Below are 16043 nucleotides of genomic sequence, written 5' to 3'. Positions count from 1 at the left end.
CGGGTGGCGCCCCTGCGGCGGACTGACGGCGCGTCAGCGGCCGATGATGAGGCTCATCGCCTCGTTGCGGGTGGCCGGGTCGCGCAGCTGGCCGCGGACGGCGGAGGTGATGGTCTTGGCGCCGGGCTTGCGGATGCCGCGCATCGACATGCACATGTGCTCGCACTCGATCACCACGATGGCGCCGCGCGGCTCCAGGATCCGCATCAGCGCGTCGGCGACCTGGCTGGTCAGGCGCTCCTGCACCTGCGGCCGGCGGGCGTACACGTCGACCAGCCGGGCCAGCTTGGACAAGCCGGTGATCTTGCCGCTGGTGGACGGGATGTAGCCGACGTGCGCGACGCCGCGGAACGGCACCAGGTGGTGCTCGCAGGTGGAGAACACCTCGATGTCCTTGACCAGCACCATCTCGTCGTGGCCGAGGTCGAAGGTGGTGGTCAGCACGTCCTCCGGCTGCTGCCACAGCCCGGCGAATATCTCCCGGTAGGCGCGGGCCACCCGGGCCGGCGTCTCCAGCAGGCCCTCGCGGTCCGGGTCCTCCCCGACGGCGAGCAGCAGCTCGCGGACGGCGTTCTCGGCCCGCTTCTGGTCGAACTCGCGGACGGGGGTCTCACCGTCGAGCGTCACCGGATCGATCATGCGTGCCTCGCTGCTCGTCAGTCGGAAAAATCTCGGTAAAGAGGGTCGGTGCAGCACGAATGCCGCGCCTCCAGGGTACAAACCCCGGAAACGCGGCATCCATTCCGAACGGTTGTGCGGTCGGTCAGCTCTCGACCTGGCCGCCGTCGACCGGCGGGAGCTTCACGACGTCGACCGGGTCGCCCGCGGTCGGCGCGGCGCCGTTGGTCAGCGCCAGCTCCTTCGGCGACTGCACCGGCGGCCGGGTGGACGGGGTGCGGCGGGCCGACCCGGTCCAGGCCGGACGCGGGGGACGCTTGATCACCGGAGTGAAGATCTCGGCGATCTGCTCCTTGTTCAGCGTCTCCTTCTCCAGCAGTTCGAGGACCAGGTTGTCGAGCACGTCCCGGTTCTCGACCAGGATCTCCCAGGCGTCGTTGTGCGCCGTCTCGATCAGCTTCTTGACCTCCTCGTCCACCAGCCCGGCGACCTCTTCCGAGTAGTCGCGCTGGTGGCCCATCTCGCGGCCGAGGAACGGCTCGGAGTCGGAGGAGCCGAACTTGATCGCGCCGAGGCGCTCGCTCATGCCGTACTGGGTGACCATGGCCCGCGCGGTGGCGGTGGCCTTCTCGATGTCGTTCGAGGCGCCGGTGGTCGGGTCGTGGAAGACCAGCTCCTCCGCCGCCCGGCCGCCCAGCATGTAGGACAGCTGGTCGAGCATCTCGTTGCGGGTGGTCGAGTACTTGTCCTCGTCCGGCAGCACCATCGTGTAGCCCAGGGCGCGGCCCCGGGACAGGATGGTGATCTTGTGCACCGGGTCGGAGTAGTTGCAGGCCGCCGCGACCAGGGCGTGGCCGCCCTCGTGGTACGCGGTGATCTTCTTCTCCTTGTCGGACATGATCCGCGAGCGCTTCTGCGGACCGGCCACGACGCGGTCGATCGCCTCGTCCAGCATCTGGTTGTCGATCAGCTTCTTCTCGGAGCGCGCGGTGAGCAGCGCCGCCTCGTTCAGCACGTTCGACAGGTCGGCGCCGGTGAAGCCGGGGGTCCGCTTGGCGACGGCCGACAGGTCGACGTCCGGCGCGATCGGCTTGCCCTTCTGGTGCACCTTGAGGATGTCCAGCCGGCCCTGGAGGTCCGGACGGTCGACCGCGATCTGCCGGTCGAAGCGGCCGGGGCGCAGCAGCGCCGGGTCCAGGATGTCGGGGCGGTTGGTGGCGGCGATCAGGATGACGCCGCCCTTGACGTCGAAGCCGTCCATCTCGACCAGCAGCTGGTTGAGGGTCTGCTCGCGCTCGTCGTGGCCGCCGCCGAGGCCCGCACCGCGGTGCCGGCCGACGGCGTCGATCTCGTCGACGAAGATGATCGCCGGGGCGTTCGCCTTGGCCTGCTCGAACAGGTCGCGGACGCGGCTGGCGCCGACGCCGACGAACATCTCGACGAAGTCGGAGCCGGAGATCGAGTAGAACGGCACGCCCGCCTCGCCCGCGACGGCGCGGGCCAGCAGGGTCTTGCCGGTGCCGGGCGGGCCGTACAGCAGCACGCCCTTGGGGATCTTGGCGCCGACCGCCTGGAACTTGGCCGGCTCCTGCAGGAACTCCTTGATCTCGTGGAGCTCCTCGACCGCCTCGTCGGCACCCGCGACGTCCGCGAAGGTGGTCTTCGGGGTGTCCTTGGTGAGCAGCTTGGCCTTGGACTTGCCGAACTGCATGACCCGGGAGCCGCCGCCCTGCATCTGGTTCATCAGGAACAGGAAGACCAGGACGATGATCACGATCGGGAGCATCGAGAAGAGCAGGCTGACGATCGTCGACTGCTTCTCGGGGCTGACCGTGTAACCGTCGGCGATCTGCCCGCCGGCGTACTTGTCCTGCAGGGTCTTGGCCAGGTCGGCGGCCTGCTGCTCGCCGGTGTAGGAGGCCTGGAAGCGGGTGCCGGACGGCGACTTGCCGTTCGAGCCGGCCTTCAGCTTCTGACCGTCCTGCAGCTGGATCTTGATGAGGTTCGAGTCACCGGTGGTGAGCTGCGCCGACTTCACCTGGTTGTTGTCGATGGCGCTGACGATCTGCCCGGTGTCCGCAGTCTTGTAGCCGCTCGAATCCGAGACGAGCTCCATCAACGCGAACACGGCGAGGGCGGCCAGCACGACCCACATGATCGGCGCACGGAAGTATCGCTTGACGTCCATCCATGCGGGGCGTCACCGCCCCGTCCCTCCTGCCAGTTCAACGGGCGCTGCTCGGCTGTGGGGCCTCGGCGCATCCGATATGTGCTCGTAAGACGAGCGTTTGATTGGACCGTACCGCAGCGACCCCCGGTCCCGGCGGGATCGCACCACGGTGCGGGCTATTTTCCTACCCCCGCACAACGGGTGGGAACGGGACACTGTTCCCACCCGTCGCCCGGACGGTTCAGCCGCCGTAGACGTGCGGCGCCAGCGTGCCGATGAACGGCAGGTTGCGCAGCTTCTCGGCGTAGTCCAGGCCGTAGCCGACCACGAACTCGTTGGGGATGTCGAAGCCGACGTACTCGACGTCGATCTCCACCTTGGCGGCGTCCGGCTTGCGCAGCAGGGTGCACACCTTGAGCGAGGCCGGGCCGCGCGAACCCAGGTTGCCGAGCAGCCAGGACAGCGTCAGACCGGAGTCGATGATGTCCTCGACGATCAGCACGTCCTTGCCGGCGATGTCGGTGTCCAGGTCCTTGAGGATCCGGACCACGCCGGAGGACTTGGTGCCCATCCCGTACGAGGAGACCGCCATCCAGTCCATGGTCACCTGGCTGTGCAGCGTCCGGGCCAGGTCGGCCATCACCATCACGGCGCCCTTGAGGACGCCGACCAGCAGCAGGTCCTTCCCCGCGTAGTCCTGATCGATCCGTGCGGCCAGCTCCGCCAGCTTGGCGTCGATCTCGTCCTTGCTGATGAGCACCTTCGCGAGGTCTGCGCCCATGTCGTTCTGGTCCACCGGGGATACGTCCTCAAACGTTCGGGGTCTGGGTTCGGCGGCGGTAGTACGACTGGTTCGTGCTCAGCCGCCCTGCCTCCGAAACACCAGCGTGCCACACCGGCGCACGGCTTCGACGCCCCCGGGTAGGTGCAGCGGGCCCTGGCCGCGCCAGCCGGTGACCAGCAGGTCCACCGTCTCCAGGTGGCGGGCGAACAGGTCGCCGGCCGGGCAGCCCGCGCGCAGCGCGGCCCGGCGCAGCACCCGGCGGCGCACGGCGGGGGGCAGTTCGGCGAGCTTGCCCACGTCCAGGGCGCCGTCCGGGGAGCGCAGGTCGCGCTCGGCCAGGGCGGCCCACTGGTCGAGGGCGTCGGCGTCGTCGCGGAACAGCCGGGCGGTGCGGGCCAGTGCCTCCACCACGCCGCCGCCCAGGTGCTTCTCCAGCACCGGCAGCACCTCGTGCCGGACCCGGGAGCGGGTGTAGGCCGGGTCGGCGTTGTGCGGGTCGTCCCAGACCGGGATGGACTGCGCGGCGCAGGCCTGCCGGGTGGCGGCCCGGTCCAGCTCCAGCAGCGGGCGGCGGTAGCGGCCCTTCTGGGCGGGCATCCCGGCCAGCGAGCGGGCCCCGGAGCCGCGGGCCAGGCCCAGCAGCACGGTCTCCGCCTGGTCGTCGCGGGTGTGGCCGAGCAGCACGGCGAGCGCGCCGTGGCGCTCGGCGGCCAGGTCGAGCGCGGCGTAGCGGGCGTCCCGGGCGGCGTTCTCCGGGCCGCCCCCGCGGCCCACCCGGACGGCGACCGCCTCCACCGGGTCCAGGCCGAGTTCGCGCAGCCGGACGGCGACCTGCTCGGAGCGCTCGGCTGAGCCGTCCTGCAGGCCGTGGTCGACGGTCACCGCGCCGACCCGCAGGCCGAGCTTGGGGGCCTCGAAGGCGGTGGCGGTGGCCAGCGCCATCGAGTCGGCGCCGCCGGAGACCGCCACCAGCACCAGCGGGGAGCCGGGCGCGGCGGGCGTGCGGGGCAGGCCGGAGGGGTGCCGGCGGGCGTTGCCGATCAGCGTGCCGGGCACCGTCGCGGTGCCGGCCAGCGCGGGCACCGGCACCGGCGCGGGCGTCCGCGGGCGGTCCTGCCCGCCGGGGACGACACCCGCCTCCGCGGCGAGTTCGGCGAGGGTACGGCGGACGGCGAGGCGTATCGCCGCGACAGCGGGGTGTGGGCCCATGGTTGGCACTCCTTGGCGGAGGGGGGTTCGTCGGCACCGGTCAGCTCTCGGTCACCAGGCGCTCACAGATGGTCGCAGAATCCGGCCACCGCCCACGCCACCCGCGCCAACGGCGGATCCACCGTCCCACGTACGGGTGAATGGAGAAACGTTACGGCTGCCTCCAGGTGTACGACTCACCCGGTCGACGGGCCGGTCGGGACCGGACGCGCGCCCGTCCGGGAACCGCGCTCAACCGATCACCCGGGCCACCCAGGAGGCCGGGTCGTGGACCTCCTCCTTGGTCGGCAGCGTGTTCGGCGAGGTCCACACCCGGTTGAAGCCGTCCATCCCGACCCGCTCCACCACGCCGCGGACGAACACCGCGCCGTCCTGGTACTGCCGCAGTTTGGCGTCCATCCCGAGCAGCCGGCGCAGCGCCAGGTCGAGGCGGCCGCTGCCGCGGTCGCGGCGGCGCTGGAACTTCTCCCGGATCTCCGCCACCGAGGGCACCACCGCCGGCCCCACCCCGTCCATCACCACGTCCGCGTGGCCCTCCAGCAGCGACATCACCGCCGTCAGCCGGGCCAGGATCTCCCGCTGCGCGGGCGTCTGCACCAGGTCGGTCACGCTGGGCACGCCGCCCTCCCGCCGGGTGCCGCCCAGGCCCGGGACCGGCAGGCCGCCGAGCGCCTCGCGCAGCCGCTCCAGGAAGGCCGCCGGGTCGACGTCGGTCTGCGCCAGGAAGTCCTGCACCTCGGACTGGATGTGGTCGCGCAGCCAGGGCACCGCGCTGAACTGGGTCCGGTGGGTCTCCTCGTGCAGGCACACCCAGAGCCGGAAGTCGTGTGGGGCGACGTCGAGTTCGCGCTCCACCTGGACGATGTTCGGCGCCACCAGCAGCAGCCGCCCGGGCGGGACGGGCAGGCCGCGCCGCGGCTGGTCGAACAGGCCCTCCGGGGTGTCCGGGGCGCTCGGCAGCTCGGCCGGGGCGAAGGTCTCGTACTGGCCGAGCACCTTCGCCGACAGGAAGGCCAGCACCACGCCGACCTCCACCCCGGTGGCCTTCGCGCCCGCCGCGCCGGCCGCCGCGCCGAACCCGCCGCCCTCCCGGCGGGCCGCCAGCTTCTCGGTCAGCGGCCGCACCACCGTCCGGAAGCCCGCCACGTTGGCCCGCACCCAGCCCGGCCGGTCCACCACCAGCACCGGGGTGCCCGCCGCCGAGGCCGACCCCATGCCGGTGTACTCGCGCACGTGCCGCTCGGCCTCCGCGGCGTGCCGGCGCAGCTCGGCGACGGCGGCCCGGGCCTCGTCCCGACCGATCCGCGGCCCCGGCCGGGCGAGCCGCACCGCGGTCGCCACCGCGAGGTTCCAGTCGATCATCTCCGCACCGCCGCTCGCGCTCGTCATGCCCTCACCGTACGTGCTCGCCCCCGCCCGGGGGAGGGACGCACCAGCCCGGACCGCGAGGTGACGCACCGTCAGCGGGCTTCCGGGAGAAGCCCGCTGCGGCCGGCCGGGCCGGGTCAGCAGCCGCAGGCGGCGATCCGGGCGACGATCCGGTCCACGGCGGCCCGGGCGGCGGCCGGGTCGGCGTCGGTGCGGGTCATCAGGGCGAAGGCCAGCACCCGGCCGTCGGCGTCGACCACGGTGCCGGCCAGGGTGTTGACGCCCTGGAGGGTGCCGGTCTTGGCCCGGACGATGCCGGCGGCCTCCCCGGCGCCGGACTTCGCACCGAAACGGTTCACCAGGGTGCCGGAGAAACCGGCCACCGGGAGGCCGGTGATCACCGGGCGCAGCTCCGGGTGGGCGGGGGCGGCGGCCACGGCGAGCAGCTTCACCAGGGTGATCGGCGGGATCAGGTTGGCCTTGGCCAGGCCGCTGCCGTCGGTGAGCAGCACGCCGTCCAGCGGCACCCCGAGCCCGGCCAGCTCGTCGGTGACCGCCTTCGCCGCGCCCTCGAAGCTGGCGGGCTGCTTCGCGGCGACCGCGGCCTGCCGGGCGACCGCCTCGGCCAGCGTGTTGTCGGAGGTGGTGAGCATCCGTTCGACCAGCCGGCCGATCGTCGGCGACTCCACCCGGGCCAGTTCGGCCGCCCCGGCGGGCGCGGCGGCCGCGGCGGGCTTGCCCTGCACGGTGACGCCCTCGGCCCTGAGGAAGCCGGCGAAGGAGTCGGCGGCCTGCCCGGCCGGGTCGAACACCCGGGCCGGGGCCTCGTCGGGCGAGCGCGGGTCGATCCGGCCCTCGTCGACCATCAGCGGGGTGACCGCGGCGATGTTCATCGCGTCGTGGTCCCGGTGCAGCAGCGGGCCGGTGTACAGCGAGGTGTCGTACGAGAGCTTGACCCCGGTGGTGCCGGCGGCCTTCAGCGCGGTGGCGGTGCGGTGGGCCAGGTCGGCCATCGAGGCGGGGGCGCTGTCCTGGTCGACCGGCAGGCCGCCGATCCGGACCTGGTCGGCGGGCAGCGCGGTCAGGGTGGGGTCGCCGCCGCCGACCAGGGTGATCTCGCCGGGGGCGGCGCCGACCACGGTGGTGGCGATCCGGTGCCCGGCGGGCAGCAGGGCGAGCGCGGCGACCGCGGTGGCGAGCTTGGTGGTGGAGGCGGGGGTGGCCGGGGTGCTCTCCTGGGCGCCGAACAGGAACTCGCCGGTGGCGGCGTCGGCGACCGCGAAGTTCAGGGTGCCCAGCGCCCTGTCCTGGACGGTGCCGCCGAGCGCGGTGCGCAGCCCGCCGCCGGTCGGCGCCTTGCTGTCGGCGGCGTCGCCCTCGGCCAGCACCGGGCCCTTGAGCGGGACGGCCCGGTGCCGGTCGTCGCGGCGCTGCTTGCCGCCGCCCTTGCCGTCGCTCCGGCCGCCGTCCCTGTCGTCCCCGCGGCCGTCGTCCTGCCGGTCGCCGCCCCGGTCGCCGTCCTGGCCGCCCTCGTCGGCGTGCCGGCCGTGTCCGGCGCCCGGCGTGGGCTGGGCGAGGGCCGGTTCCGCGGTGAGCGCCCCGGCCGCCAGCACCACCCCCAGCGCGGCCGCGAGGGCGGCTCTGCGCCCGCGTCCCACCCCTGTCCCTGATCTCACCGACCGGCCCCTTTCCTGAGCACACCCCGCCGTAGGAGACACTTGGATTCTGTCAGTACCGACCGTTGGAGGAACCGTTGGAGTTCGACGTCCTGATCGAGATCCCGAAGGGCTCGCGCAACAAGTACGAGGTCGACCATGAGACCGGTCGGCTCCGTCTGGACCGCATGCTCTTCACCTCGACCCGCTACCCGGCCGACTACGGCTACGTCGAAGGCACCCTCGCGGACGACGGCGACCCGCTGGACGCGCTGGTCATCCTGGAGGAGCCGACCTTCCCGGGCTGCCTGATCAAGTGCCGCGCCATCGGGATGTTCCACATGACCGACGAGGCCGGCGGCGACGACAAGCTGCTGTGCGTCCCGGCGACCGACCCGCGCTGGTCGCACCTGCAGGACCTGCAGGACGTGTCGGAGTTCGACCGCCTGGAGATCCAGCACTTCTTCGAGGTCTACAAGGACCTGGAGCCCGGCAAGTCCGTCCAGGGCGCCGACTGGGTCGGCCGCGCCGAGGCCGAGGCCGAGATCACGGCCTCGATCAAGCGCCTGGAGGAGCAGGGCGGCCACTGAGCCGTGACACCCCCAGGGGTGGCCCGCACCGCGCGTGCAGGGGCGGGAGTCCGGAGTCCCGGGCTCCCGCCCCTGCTGCTTGCGCCCTGCTGCGCGTACGCGCGGCGGCGGCTCAGGCGCCGTCGTTGTCGTCGAGCCGGAAGCCGACCTTGAGGCCGACCTGGTAGTGCTCGACCTCGCCGTCCTTGAGGTGGCCGCGGACCTGGACCACCTCGAACCAGTCCAGGTTGCGCAGCGTCCGGTTCGCCCGGGCCAGGCCGTTGCGGATGGCGGCGTCCACGCCCTCGTGCGAGGAGCCGACGATCTCGGTGACCCGGTAGGTGTGGTCGGTCATGGCGGTCTCTCCCTGTGCGGCGACGGGTGGCTCCCCCCGCCGTCCACCGTGCACCGAAGCGCCGCCCCGGGCATCCCGGCGTCCGCCGACGGGGCGCCCGGGGCGCGGGCTCAGAACGCCGCGCGGACCTCGCCGACCACGTTCCCGCCGCCGTGCAGCGGGGCGGCGGCGATCCGCTCCAGCACCGGGTCCTGGACGCCCAGTCGGCGCAGCGCGGCGGCCAGCACCGGGCCCCGGGCGCGCTCCGCGCCGTCCTCGATCTTGAAGGCGAGCGCCCGGCCGTCGGCCAGCGCCACCACCTGGACGGCCTCGGCGCCCATCTTGGACAGCGCGCCGGGCACCGCCCGCATCAGCCAGGTGTCGGCCCGGCGGGTGCCGGCCACGTACTCGGGGTGGGCGCGCATCGCGTCGGCGACCCGGCGCTGCTCGGTGCCGGGGGCGGCCAGCAGCAGGGCGCGGTAGCCGCGGGCCAGGCCGGTCAGCGAGACGGCCAGCAGCGGGGCGCCGCAGCCGTCGGTGCCCAGGTGGGCGGCGCGCTCGCCGGTGGCCTCCTCCAGGGCGGTGCGGGCCAGCTGCTGGATCGGGTGGGCCGGGTCGAGGTAGCCCTCCAGGTCCCAGCCGTTGGCGGCGGAGGCGGCCAGCCAGGCGGCGTGCTTGCCGGAGCAGTCCATCAGGATCGGGGCGCGCTCCCCGCCGGAGCGCAGCAGTTCCTCCGCCTCGACCTGGTCCAGCGGCAGGTCCGCGGGCAGCCGCAGGGCGGCCTCGGTGAGGCCGGCGTCGGCCAGCAGCCGGCGCACGGCGGCGCGGTGGAAGGGCTCGGCGGAGTGGCTGGAGGCGGCCAGCGCGAGCTGTTCGCCGTGCAGGTCGAGGCCGGCCCGCAGGGTGGCCACCGCCTGGAAGGGCTTGGCGGTGGAGCGCGGGTAGACCGGCAGTTCGGGGGTGCCGAGCGCGTACTCGACGGCGCCGTCGGCGTCGAGCAGGACCAGCGAACCGCGGTGGCGGCCCTCGGTGAAGCCGGAGCGTATGACCTCGGCGAGGGCGGGCAGGGCGGACTGCGACACGGGTGGGTCTCCAGGGCGGTGCGGTGAGGGTGAGGGTGGCCCCGGCCGCGGCCGCCCCGCTCAGCGTTCGCTGAGCAGGTCGTCGACCCGGGCCTCCCCCTCACGGTACCTGCGGGTGATCTCCGCCCCGCAGTCGTCCGCGGTGCGCTGCAGCGCGTGCCGGCGGCCGGAGACCTCGCGCTGGTGCACGTCGAGCCGCTCGACGGCGGCCAGCAGGTCGGCGGTGGCGTGCGCGGACAGGTCGGCCAGCTGGACGTCGCCCATCAGGGCGTCCGCCTCGCGCCGGTAGCGCTCGCCGCGCGGCGGGCCGAGGGTGACGTGCCGGGCCGGGCGGCGGGTGGCGGACGGGGCGTCGGCGAGGATCGCCGGCAGTCGGTCCAGCAGCGCGCACTGGGCCTCGCCGGCGGCGGTCAGCGGGATCTCCCGGCGCTGGAGCTCGGCCCGCAGGATGTCCATCCGGCCGTGCAGCAGGCGGCGCAGGTAGGACAGGTCGGCCTCCTGCTCCAACGCGTCCCGGCGGAGCACCCGCAGTTCCTCCAGGGCCAGGCCGGCCAGCCCGTCGACCGCGCTCACGTCCATCAATCCGACCACCTGCCGTAGTACCAGTGCCCGCCGGTAGCACGGGCCGCCCGTCCTCCAGGGTTCCCCCCGGCGGGCGCTGCCACTCGTGCGGGTGACGCGGTTCGCCGGGACGGCGGACGCCACCGCGGGGCCCGGGTGGCCCCGGGCCGTCGGACAGCGTGCCACCCCGGGCCCCGGCGCCGCACGCCCGAGTACCCGAACGGCCCCCTGGCGAACACCCCTGGCTAGTACGAAGAATCCGCGCCACCGGCTCACCTGCACGAATCAGGGCGCATCACGCGCGACCCCGGCGCGCAACCGGAGGCCGTGCGCCCCCAGTGAGCCCGGACGGGCACAATGACGGCATGCGAGCAGTGGTGCAGCGGGTCGCCGGGGCGGCCGTGACGGTGGACGGCGAGACGGTCGGCGCGATCGAGGGGCCGGGCCTGTGCGTCCTGGTCGGCGTCACCCACGAGGACACCCCGGCCCGGGCCGCCCAACTGGCCCGCAAGCTCTGGACGCTGCGGCTGTTCCCGGGCAACCCCGAGCAGTCCTGCTCGGAGCTCGGCGCCCCGCTGCTGGTGATCAGCCAGTTCACCCTCTACGGGGACGCCCGCAAGGGCCGCCGCCCCACCTGGAACGCGGCCGCGCCCGGCCCGGTCGCCGAGCCGCTGGTGGACGCCGTGGTGGCCGAACTGCGCACGCTGGGCGCCAAGGTGGAGACCGGGCGGTTCGGCGCCGACATGCAGGTGTCGCTGGTGAACGACGGGCCGTTCACCGTGCTGCTGGAGGTCTGAGGCCCGCACGGGCGCGAGGGGTCCTCACGGATGCGACAGGCCCTCACGGCCGTGAGGGGATGTCGTGAAAGTGAGGCCCTCTCACGGAGGCGAGAGGGTCTCACGAGAGCGTCGCCCCGTCACGCCGGGACGATCACGTCCTGGGTGCCGGGGACGCCGTCGGCCAGCAGCACCGCGTCCACCGGGGTGTTGCGCTTGACCAGGGCCAGCGCGATCGGGCCCAGCTCGTGGTGGCGGGCCGAGGAAGTGACGAAGCCGACCGGGCGCTCCTGGCCCTCGACGCGGACCTCGGCGCCGTGCGCGGGCAGCTTCTCCTCGGTGCCGTCCAGGTGCAGGAAGACCAGGCGGCGCGGCGGCCGGCCCAGGTTGTGCACCCGGGCGACCGTCTCCTGGCCGCGGTAGCAGCCCTTCTGCAGGTGCACGGCGCTGCCCAGCCAGTCCACCTCGTGCGGGATGGTGCGGTGATCGGTCTCGAAGCCGAGCCGCGGCCGGTGCCCCTCGACCCGCAGTGCCTCGTACGCCCAGACGCCCGCCGCCGGGCCGAACTCCTCGGCGGCCGCGGCGAGTTCGGCGCGCGGGAGGAACAGGTCGCGGCCCCACGGGAGTTCGCGCACCGCGGCGGCCCGCTCGACCGGGGCGGTGGAGCCGGCCGGCAGGAAGACCACCGCGTACTGCTCGGTGGCGTCGGCGACCTCGACCCGGTTCCAGAACTTCATCGACTCCAGGTACTTCACCAGCGCGGGAGCGTCGCCCGGCTCGACGTGGATCCAGGTGGTCTCCCCGTCGTCGACCAGGTAGAGCGCGTGCTCCACGTGCCCGTTCGGGGAGAGCACCAGCGCCTCGGTGGCGTGCTGCGGCGGCAGTTCGCTGACGTGCTGGGTGAGCAGCAGGTGCAACCAGCTCAGCCGGTCCGGGCCGGTCGCGGTGATCACGCCGCGGTGCGACAGGTCCACGAAGCCGCGGCCCGCGGCCAGCGCGCGCTGCTCGCGGAACAGGTCGCCGTAGTGGGCGGCGACCCCCTCGTCGGGACCTTCGGCGGCAACGGCGCCGGGCAGGGCAAGCAGCGGGCTCTTCATACCGGTCAGCTTACGACCGCCCGCCCGCCAGCTTGGCGGTGCAGTCGGCGCAGCGGCCGAAGATGGCGAAGTGCTTGAGGTCGGTGTCGAAGCCGTGCTCGGTGCGCAGGCTGTCGATCAGCGGGGCGGCGATCGCGGTGTCGGTCTCGGTGACCTCGTCGCAGTCCCGGCAGACCAGGTGCAGGTGGGTGTGCCGGTCGGCCAGGTGGTAGGTGGGGGCGCCGTGGCCGAGGTGGGCGTGCGAGACCAGGCCGAGTTCCTCGAGCAGCTCCAGCGTCCGGTAGACGGTGGAGATGTTGACGCCGCTGGCGGTCTTGCGGACCTGGCACAGGATGTCGTCGGGGGTGGCGTGGTCGAGCACGTCGACGGCCTCCAGCACCAGCTGGCGCTGCGGGGTCAGCCGGTAGCCGCGCTCGCGCAGGTCGGCCTTCCAGTCGGTGCTCTCGCTGTTCGCCACGTGTGTCCCTGCCCGGTGAGAGGTCGTGCCGACAAGTGTAGGGACCGACCGCCCGGTCGGCCCCTACCCGTGCGTACGCGCTCCGCTCAGCGGAAGAACGCGATGCCGTCGTCCGGCAGGTCGTTGATGTCGTTGATCAGCTGCGCCGGGTTGAGCACCTTCTTCAGCTGGGCCGACATGTACGGCCGCAGCGGCACCTCGGGGGCGGCCTTCTCGCCGACCCAGAGCAGCTCGTCCTTGACCAGGCCGTACAGCCGCTTGCCGCCGCTGTAGGGGGCCGCGCCCTCGATCCGGGCGACCGCGTCGGTGGCCAGGTCGATCTGCGGCTTGCCGTCGTGCAGCTTGCCGTACCAGATCTCCACGGTGCCGTCGTCGCGGACCGAGGAGACCTCGATCTCGCGCTCGCCGCTGGTGCCGTGCTGGTTGCTGGTGACCCGCCAGAAGGCGTGCTCGGTCTCCAGGGCGCGGACCTTCTCCCCCTGCTCGTCCAGCACCCAGGTGCGGGAGCGGAACTCCAGGAAGGGACGGCCGTCGTGCCGGAAGACGATCTCCTGGCCGAAGTTGCACTTCTCGCTGCCCGGGAAGTCGTGGACGCCCGCGCCCTCCCAGGTGCCGAGGAGGAAGGCGAGCGGGACGACGTCGCGGTGGAGGTCGGAAGGAATCTCGATCATGGTCCTGGCTGGTGTCGTCGGACGGTTACCGGGTCAACCGTACGGCAGTCGTCAGCGCTGGCCCTGGTAGAGCTTCATGACGGAGAAGATGGCGAACCAGGTGATCAGCACGGCCATCAGAGCCAGCAGGCTGTCGAAGAAGATCTCAAGACCGGACACGGTGCGCTCCCAGGGGCGGGTTCGACGGGCTGTGGTACGGCGCGAGTCTATCCGGCGCCCCTCGCGCCCGTAGTCTCTGGGGCATGTCGAAGAAGCTGGTCATCAAGGTCACCGCCGGTGCGGACGCCCCGGAACGCTGCTCGCAGGCCTTCACGGTCGCCTCGGTCGCGGTCGCCAGCGGCGTGCCGGTCTCGCTCTGGCTGACCGGGGAGTCCGCCTGGTTCGCGCTGCCGGGGAGGGCCGCCGAGTTCGAGCTGCCGCACTCGGCGCCGCTGCCGGACCTGCTGGGGGCCGTCCTGGCGGCCGGGAGCGTCACCCTGTGCACCCAGTGCGCGGCGCGCCGGGGCATCGTCCAGGACGACGTGATCGAGGGCGTGCGGATCGCCGGGGCGCAGGTGTTCCTGTCCGAGGTGATGGCGGACGACGCCAGGGCGCTCGTCTACTGACGGTCGGGCGGGGGTTCGCGGTCCGGCGCGTCCCGGTCGTGGCCGCGCTGCTCCCAGCGCGGGTCGTCCCAGCGCGGGTCGTTCCACCAGTCGTCGTCCTTGTCGCGCTTGTTGGCGAGGACGGCGGCCACCGGCGGGATCACCATGGCGACCACGCACATGCCGATGGCGGCGCCGACCGACCAGAAGCGCACCACGCCCCAGGCGAGGACGAACAGCGCCAGGCAGCCGCCCATCATCACGAAGTAGCGCACGTGCCGTCGGTGTGCCTGCACCCTTCCAGGGTAGGCCGAGGGGCCCGGCCGTCAGAAGACGTCCGGGCCCCTCGTCACGCTGTCGCGCGGTCCTCAGACCGCGATCGCCACCTCGGTGAACTCGCCCTGGGCGGCGACCACCTGGCGGTCGACGGTGGCGCCGGGCACCAGGGCCCGCAGCGTCCACTTGCCCGGGCGGGCGAAGAACCGGAACTGCCCGGTCGCCGAGGTCGGGACCTCGGCCGTGAACTCGCCGTTCTCGTCGAGGAGCCGCACGTAGCCGTTGACCGGCTCGTCGTTGCGGGTCACCGAACCCTGGATGATCGTCTCGTTCGCCACGTCAACTCCTGCCAGGTCCGGGCCGCCGGCCTTCGCACCGCACATGTCTGTCTCCCTCTTCCTTGCTGTCGTGCGAGCCGGGGCTCAGTTGCCGAGCTCGATCGGCACGCCGACCAGGCTGCCGTACTCGGTCCACGAACCGTCGTAGTTCTTGACGTTCTCCTGGCCGAGCAGCTCGTGCAGCACGAACCAGGTGAGCGCGGAGCGCTCGCCGATCCGGCAGTACGCGATGGTGTCGGTGGCCAGGTCGACGCCCTCGGCCTCGTAGAGCGACTTGAGCTCGTCGTCGCTCTTGAAGGTGCCGTCGTCGTTGGCGTTCTTCGCCCACGGGATGTTCTTGGCGGACGGAACGTGGCCCGGGCGCTGCGACTGCTCCTGCGGGAGGTGAGCCGGGGCGAGCAGCTTGCCGGAGAACTCGTCGGGCGAGCGGACGTCGACCAGGTTCAGGGTGCCGATCGCGTTGACCACGTCGTCGCGGAAGGCGCGGATCGAGGAGTCGGCCGGCTGCGCGGTGTACTGGGTGGCGGCCCGCTGGGGCTGCTCGACGACCAGCTCGCGGGAGTCGAGCTCCCACTTCTTGCGGCCGCCGTCCAGCAGGCGGACGTCGCCGTGGCCGTACAGCTTGAAGTACCAGTAGGCGTAGGACGCGAACCAGTTGTTGTTGCCGCCGTAGAGCACCACGGTGTCGTCGTTGGCGATGCCCTTGGCGGACAGCAGCGCCTCGAAGCCGGCCTGGTCGATGAAGTCGCGGCGGACCGGGTCCTGGAGGTCCTTCTTCCAGTCGATCCGGACCGCGTTGCGGATGTGGTTCTTGTCGTAGGCGGCGGTGTCTTCGTCGACCTCGACGATGACGACCTTCGGGTCGTCCAGGTGGTCCTGGACCCAATCGGCGTCGACCAGGACGTCGCTGCGGCTCATGTGGGTTTCTCCATCCGGGGGCGGTTGGCGGAAGGGCTGCTGGGAGTGCTCCGGACCGCACGCGTCCGCACACCCGTCCGCATGCTGGGACGGGAGTGGGTGCGGCTTCGGCCGGGGTGAATCAGAGGTGTGTGCTCGTCGCTCCGGACGCACCGGTGCCCATGGCTACCGGTTCGCGGCGTCGGAGCGGGGCTGACGCGCCGGGACTGCGGGACGTGACCGCAGAATCAGCGCATTCGACACAGGCAGCTCGACACGCGGCAGTGGTCTACCGCCCGCCGCTTCGTGAGGTCCGCCTGTCGCTTCATGACGACGATGCTAGGGACTCGGAGGGGGCGCTGTCATCATCGTGTCGAATGCTGAGACCGGATCATCCGGATATTGGGATTTACCGCTTTCCGCTCACCTGCCGCCAGGCCCGGACCCCGTGCGGGGACCGGGCGGGCGGGCGATTCGGGGCGTTCCGGCAACCGCGCTGGACAGGCCGTCTCGCCCAGCGGACAGCGGGGCGAGGAGGGCGGCGCGGGCCTAGTGCCGCGTCAGGCAACCTTCGCCGTGAAGGAGCGGCGTCCGGTG

18 protein-coding genes are annotated in these 16043 nt (G+C 72.8%); 3 read left to right on the top strand and 15 right to left on the bottom strand.

Annotation, left to right across the window (positions count from 1 at the left end; translation table 11 throughout):
• Positions 1-33 precede the first annotated feature (33 nt).
• From folE to dacB, 6 genes are all read right to left on the bottom strand, one after another.
• The gene (gene folE / locus OU787_RS18300) at positions 34-639 is read right to left on the bottom strand and encodes a GTP cyclohydrolase I FolE (RefSeq protein ID WP_030458149.1); all 606 of its coding nucleotides are present in this window, start codon (positions 637-639) and stop codon (positions 34-36) included.
• A 124-nt stretch (positions 640-763) separates the two neighbouring features.
• Positions 764-2806: an ATP-dependent zinc metalloprotease FtsH gene (gene ftsH, locus OU787_RS18295; protein WP_030458150.1), complete on the bottom strand. Its 2043-nt coding sequence runs from the start codon at positions 2804-2806 to the stop codon at positions 764-766.
• 223 nt (positions 2807-3029) lie between these two features.
• Positions 3030-3569, bottom strand: coding sequence for a hypoxanthine phosphoribosyltransferase (gene hpt, locus OU787_RS18290; protein ID WP_035953964.1), 540 nt, complete (start codon positions 3567-3569; stop codon positions 3030-3032).
• Positions 3570-3647: 78 nt separating this feature from the next.
• A complete protein-coding gene (tilS, locus tag OU787_RS18285; RefSeq protein ID WP_268660008.1) occupies positions 3648-4781 on the bottom strand; it encodes a tRNA lysidine(34) synthetase TilS in 1134 nt (377 codons plus the stop codon).
• A gap of 231 nt (positions 4782-5012) precedes the next feature.
• Positions 5013-6170 carry a zinc-dependent metalloprotease gene (locus OU787_RS18280; RefSeq protein WP_268660007.1) on the bottom strand — a complete coding sequence of 386 codons (1158 nt, stop codon included), beginning with the start codon at positions 6168-6170 and terminating at the stop codon, positions 5013-5015.
• Between the two features lie 116 nt (positions 6171-6286).
• Complete coding sequence (gene dacB / locus OU787_RS18275; RefSeq protein ID WP_051816559.1) at positions 6287-7807, bottom strand: D-alanyl-D-alanine carboxypeptidase/D-alanyl-D-alanine endopeptidase; 1521 nt, start codon at positions 7805-7807, stop codon at positions 6287-6289.
• A gap of 95 nt (positions 7808-7902) precedes the next feature.
• Here dacB and OU787_RS18270 point away from each other — a divergent pair, with 95 nt between their 5' ends.
• A complete protein-coding gene (locus OU787_RS18270; protein ID WP_030458155.1) occupies positions 7903-8394 on the top strand; it encodes an inorganic diphosphatase in 492 nt (163 codons plus the stop codon).
• 112 nt (positions 8395-8506) lie between these two features.
• Here the strand turns inward: OU787_RS18270 and OU787_RS18265 are convergent, their stop codons facing one another.
• The 3 genes from OU787_RS18265 to OU787_RS18255 all read right to left on the bottom strand — a co-directional run bounded on the left by OU787_RS18265 (position 8507) and on the right by OU787_RS18255 (position 10368).
• The gene (locus OU787_RS18265; RefSeq protein ID WP_030458156.1) at positions 8507-8728 is read right to left on the bottom strand and encodes a dodecin; all 222 of its coding nucleotides are present in this window, start codon (positions 8726-8728) and stop codon (positions 8507-8509) included.
• 110 nt (positions 8729-8838) lie between these two features.
• On the bottom strand, positions 8839-9789 hold the full coding sequence (locus tag OU787_RS18260; protein WP_030458157.1) for an asparaginase: 951 nt from the start codon (positions 9787-9789) through the stop codon (positions 8839-8841).
• A gap of 60 nt (positions 9790-9849) precedes the next feature.
• A complete protein-coding gene (locus OU787_RS18255; protein WP_030458158.1) occupies positions 9850-10368 on the bottom strand; it encodes an RsiG family protein in 519 nt (172 codons plus the stop codon).
• 347 nt (positions 10369-10715) lie between these two features.
• Here OU787_RS18255 and dtd point away from each other — a divergent pair, with 347 nt between their 5' ends.
• On the top strand, positions 10716-11147 hold the full coding sequence (dtd, locus tag OU787_RS18250) for a D-aminoacyl-tRNA deacylase (RefSeq protein WP_030458159.1): 432 nt from the start codon (positions 10716-10718) through the stop codon (positions 11145-11147).
• Positions 11148-11266: 119 nt separating this feature from the next.
• Here the strand turns inward: dtd and ygfZ are convergent, their stop codons facing one another.
• The 3 genes from ygfZ to OU787_RS18235 all read right to left on the bottom strand — a co-directional run bounded on the left by ygfZ (position 11267) and on the right by OU787_RS18235 (position 13351).
• Complete coding sequence (gene ygfZ, locus OU787_RS18245) at positions 11267-12223, bottom strand: CAF17-like 4Fe-4S cluster assembly/insertion protein YgfZ (protein ID WP_123553451.1); 957 nt, start codon at positions 12221-12223, stop codon at positions 11267-11269.
• Positions 12224-12233: 10 nt separating this feature from the next.
• Positions 12234-12680, bottom strand: a complete 447-nt coding sequence (locus OU787_RS18240) for a Fur family transcriptional regulator (RefSeq protein ID WP_268660006.1) — start codon at positions 12678-12680, stop codon at positions 12234-12236.
• Between the two features lie 86 nt (positions 12681-12766).
• On the bottom strand, positions 12767-13351 hold the full coding sequence (locus tag OU787_RS18235; RefSeq protein ID WP_030458162.1) for an FABP family protein: 585 nt from the start codon (positions 13349-13351) through the stop codon (positions 12767-12769).
• 242 nt (positions 13352-13593) lie between these two features.
• Here OU787_RS18235 and OU787_RS18230 point away from each other — a divergent pair, with 242 nt between their 5' ends.
• Positions 13594-13956 (top strand): DsrE family protein, encoded by a 363-nt coding sequence (locus tag OU787_RS18230; RefSeq protein ID WP_268660005.1) that lies wholly within the window; start codon positions 13594-13596, stop codon positions 13954-13956.
• On the opposite strand, the gene OU787_RS18225 is transcribed toward OU787_RS18230, so the two are convergent.
• The 3 genes from OU787_RS18225 to OU787_RS18215 all read right to left on the bottom strand — a co-directional run bounded on the left by OU787_RS18225 (position 13950) and on the right by OU787_RS18215 (position 15467).
• Positions 13950-14231, bottom strand: coding sequence for a DUF3099 domain-containing protein (locus tag OU787_RS18225; RefSeq protein ID WP_268660004.1), 282 nt, complete (start codon positions 14229-14231; stop codon positions 13950-13952). The two genes, OU787_RS18230 and OU787_RS18225, sit on opposite strands and share 7 nt — an antisense overlap.
• Before the next feature lie 72 nt (positions 14232-14303).
• Positions 14304-14594 (bottom strand): DUF1416 domain-containing protein, encoded by a 291-nt coding sequence (locus tag OU787_RS18220; protein ID WP_030458165.1) that lies wholly within the window; start codon positions 14592-14594, stop codon positions 14304-14306.
• Between the two features lie 39 nt (positions 14595-14633).
• A complete protein-coding gene (locus OU787_RS18215; protein ID WP_030458166.1) occupies positions 14634-15467 on the bottom strand; it encodes a sulfurtransferase in 834 nt (277 codons plus the stop codon).
• Between the last annotated feature and the right edge of the window lie 576 nt (positions 15468-16043).

It is taken from the genome of Kitasatospora sp. YST-16 (assembly GCF_026802215.1).
Taxonomy (GTDB): Bacteria; Actinomycetota; Actinomycetes; order Streptomycetales; family Streptomycetaceae; genus Kitasatospora; species Kitasatospora cineracea.
The sequence above is the reverse complement of the archived record's forward strand: the minus strand, read 5'-3'. Positions and strand labels throughout refer to the sequence as shown.

Bases quoted from the DNA above. Each gene is read 5' to 3' on its own strand.
- folE (WP_030458149.1), bottom strand. From the start codon at position 639: ATGATCGATCCGGTGACGCTCGACGGTGAGACCCCCGTCCGCGAGTTC.
- ftsH (WP_030458150.1), bottom strand. From the start codon at position 2,806: ATGGACGTCAAGCGATACTTCCGTGCGCCGATCATGTGGGTCGTGCTG.
- hpt (WP_035953964.1), bottom strand. From the start codon at position 3,569: ATGGGCGCAGACCTCGCGAAGGTGCTCATCAGCAAGGACGAGATCGAC.
- tilS (WP_268660008.1), bottom strand. From the start codon at position 4,781: ATGGGCCCACACCCCGCTGTCGCGGCGATACGCCTCGCCGTCCGCCGT.
- OU787_RS18280 (WP_268660007.1), bottom strand. From the start codon at position 6,170: ATGACGAGCGCGAGCGGCGGTGCGGAGATGATCGACTGGAACCTCGCG.
- OU787_RS18265 (WP_030458156.1), bottom strand. From the start codon at position 8,728: ATGACCGACCACACCTACCGGGTCACCGAGATCGTCGGCTCCTCGCAC.
- OU787_RS18255 (WP_030458158.1), bottom strand. From the start codon at position 10,368: ATGGACGTGAGCGCGGTCGACGGGCTGGCCGGCCTGGCCCTGGAGGAA.
- dtd (WP_030458159.1), top strand. From the start codon at position 10,716: ATGCGAGCAGTGGTGCAGCGGGTCGCCGGGGCGGCCGTGACGGTGGAC.
- ygfZ (WP_123553451.1), bottom strand. From the start codon at position 12,223: ATGAAGAGCCCGCTGCTTGCCCTGCCCGGCGCCGTTGCCGCCGAAGGT.
- OU787_RS18235 (WP_030458162.1), bottom strand. From the start codon at position 13,351: ATGATCGAGATTCCTTCCGACCTCCACCGCGACGTCGTCCCGCTCGCC.
- OU787_RS18230 (WP_268660005.1), top strand. From the start codon at position 13,594: ATGTCGAAGAAGCTGGTCATCAAGGTCACCGCCGGTGCGGACGCCCCG.
- OU787_RS18220 (WP_030458165.1), bottom strand. From the start codon at position 14,594: ATGTGCGGTGCGAAGGCCGGCGGCCCGGACCTGGCAGGAGTTGACGTG.
- OU787_RS18215 (WP_030458166.1), bottom strand. From the start codon at position 15,467: ATGAGCCGCAGCGACGTCCTGGTCGACGCCGATTGGGTCCAGGACCAC.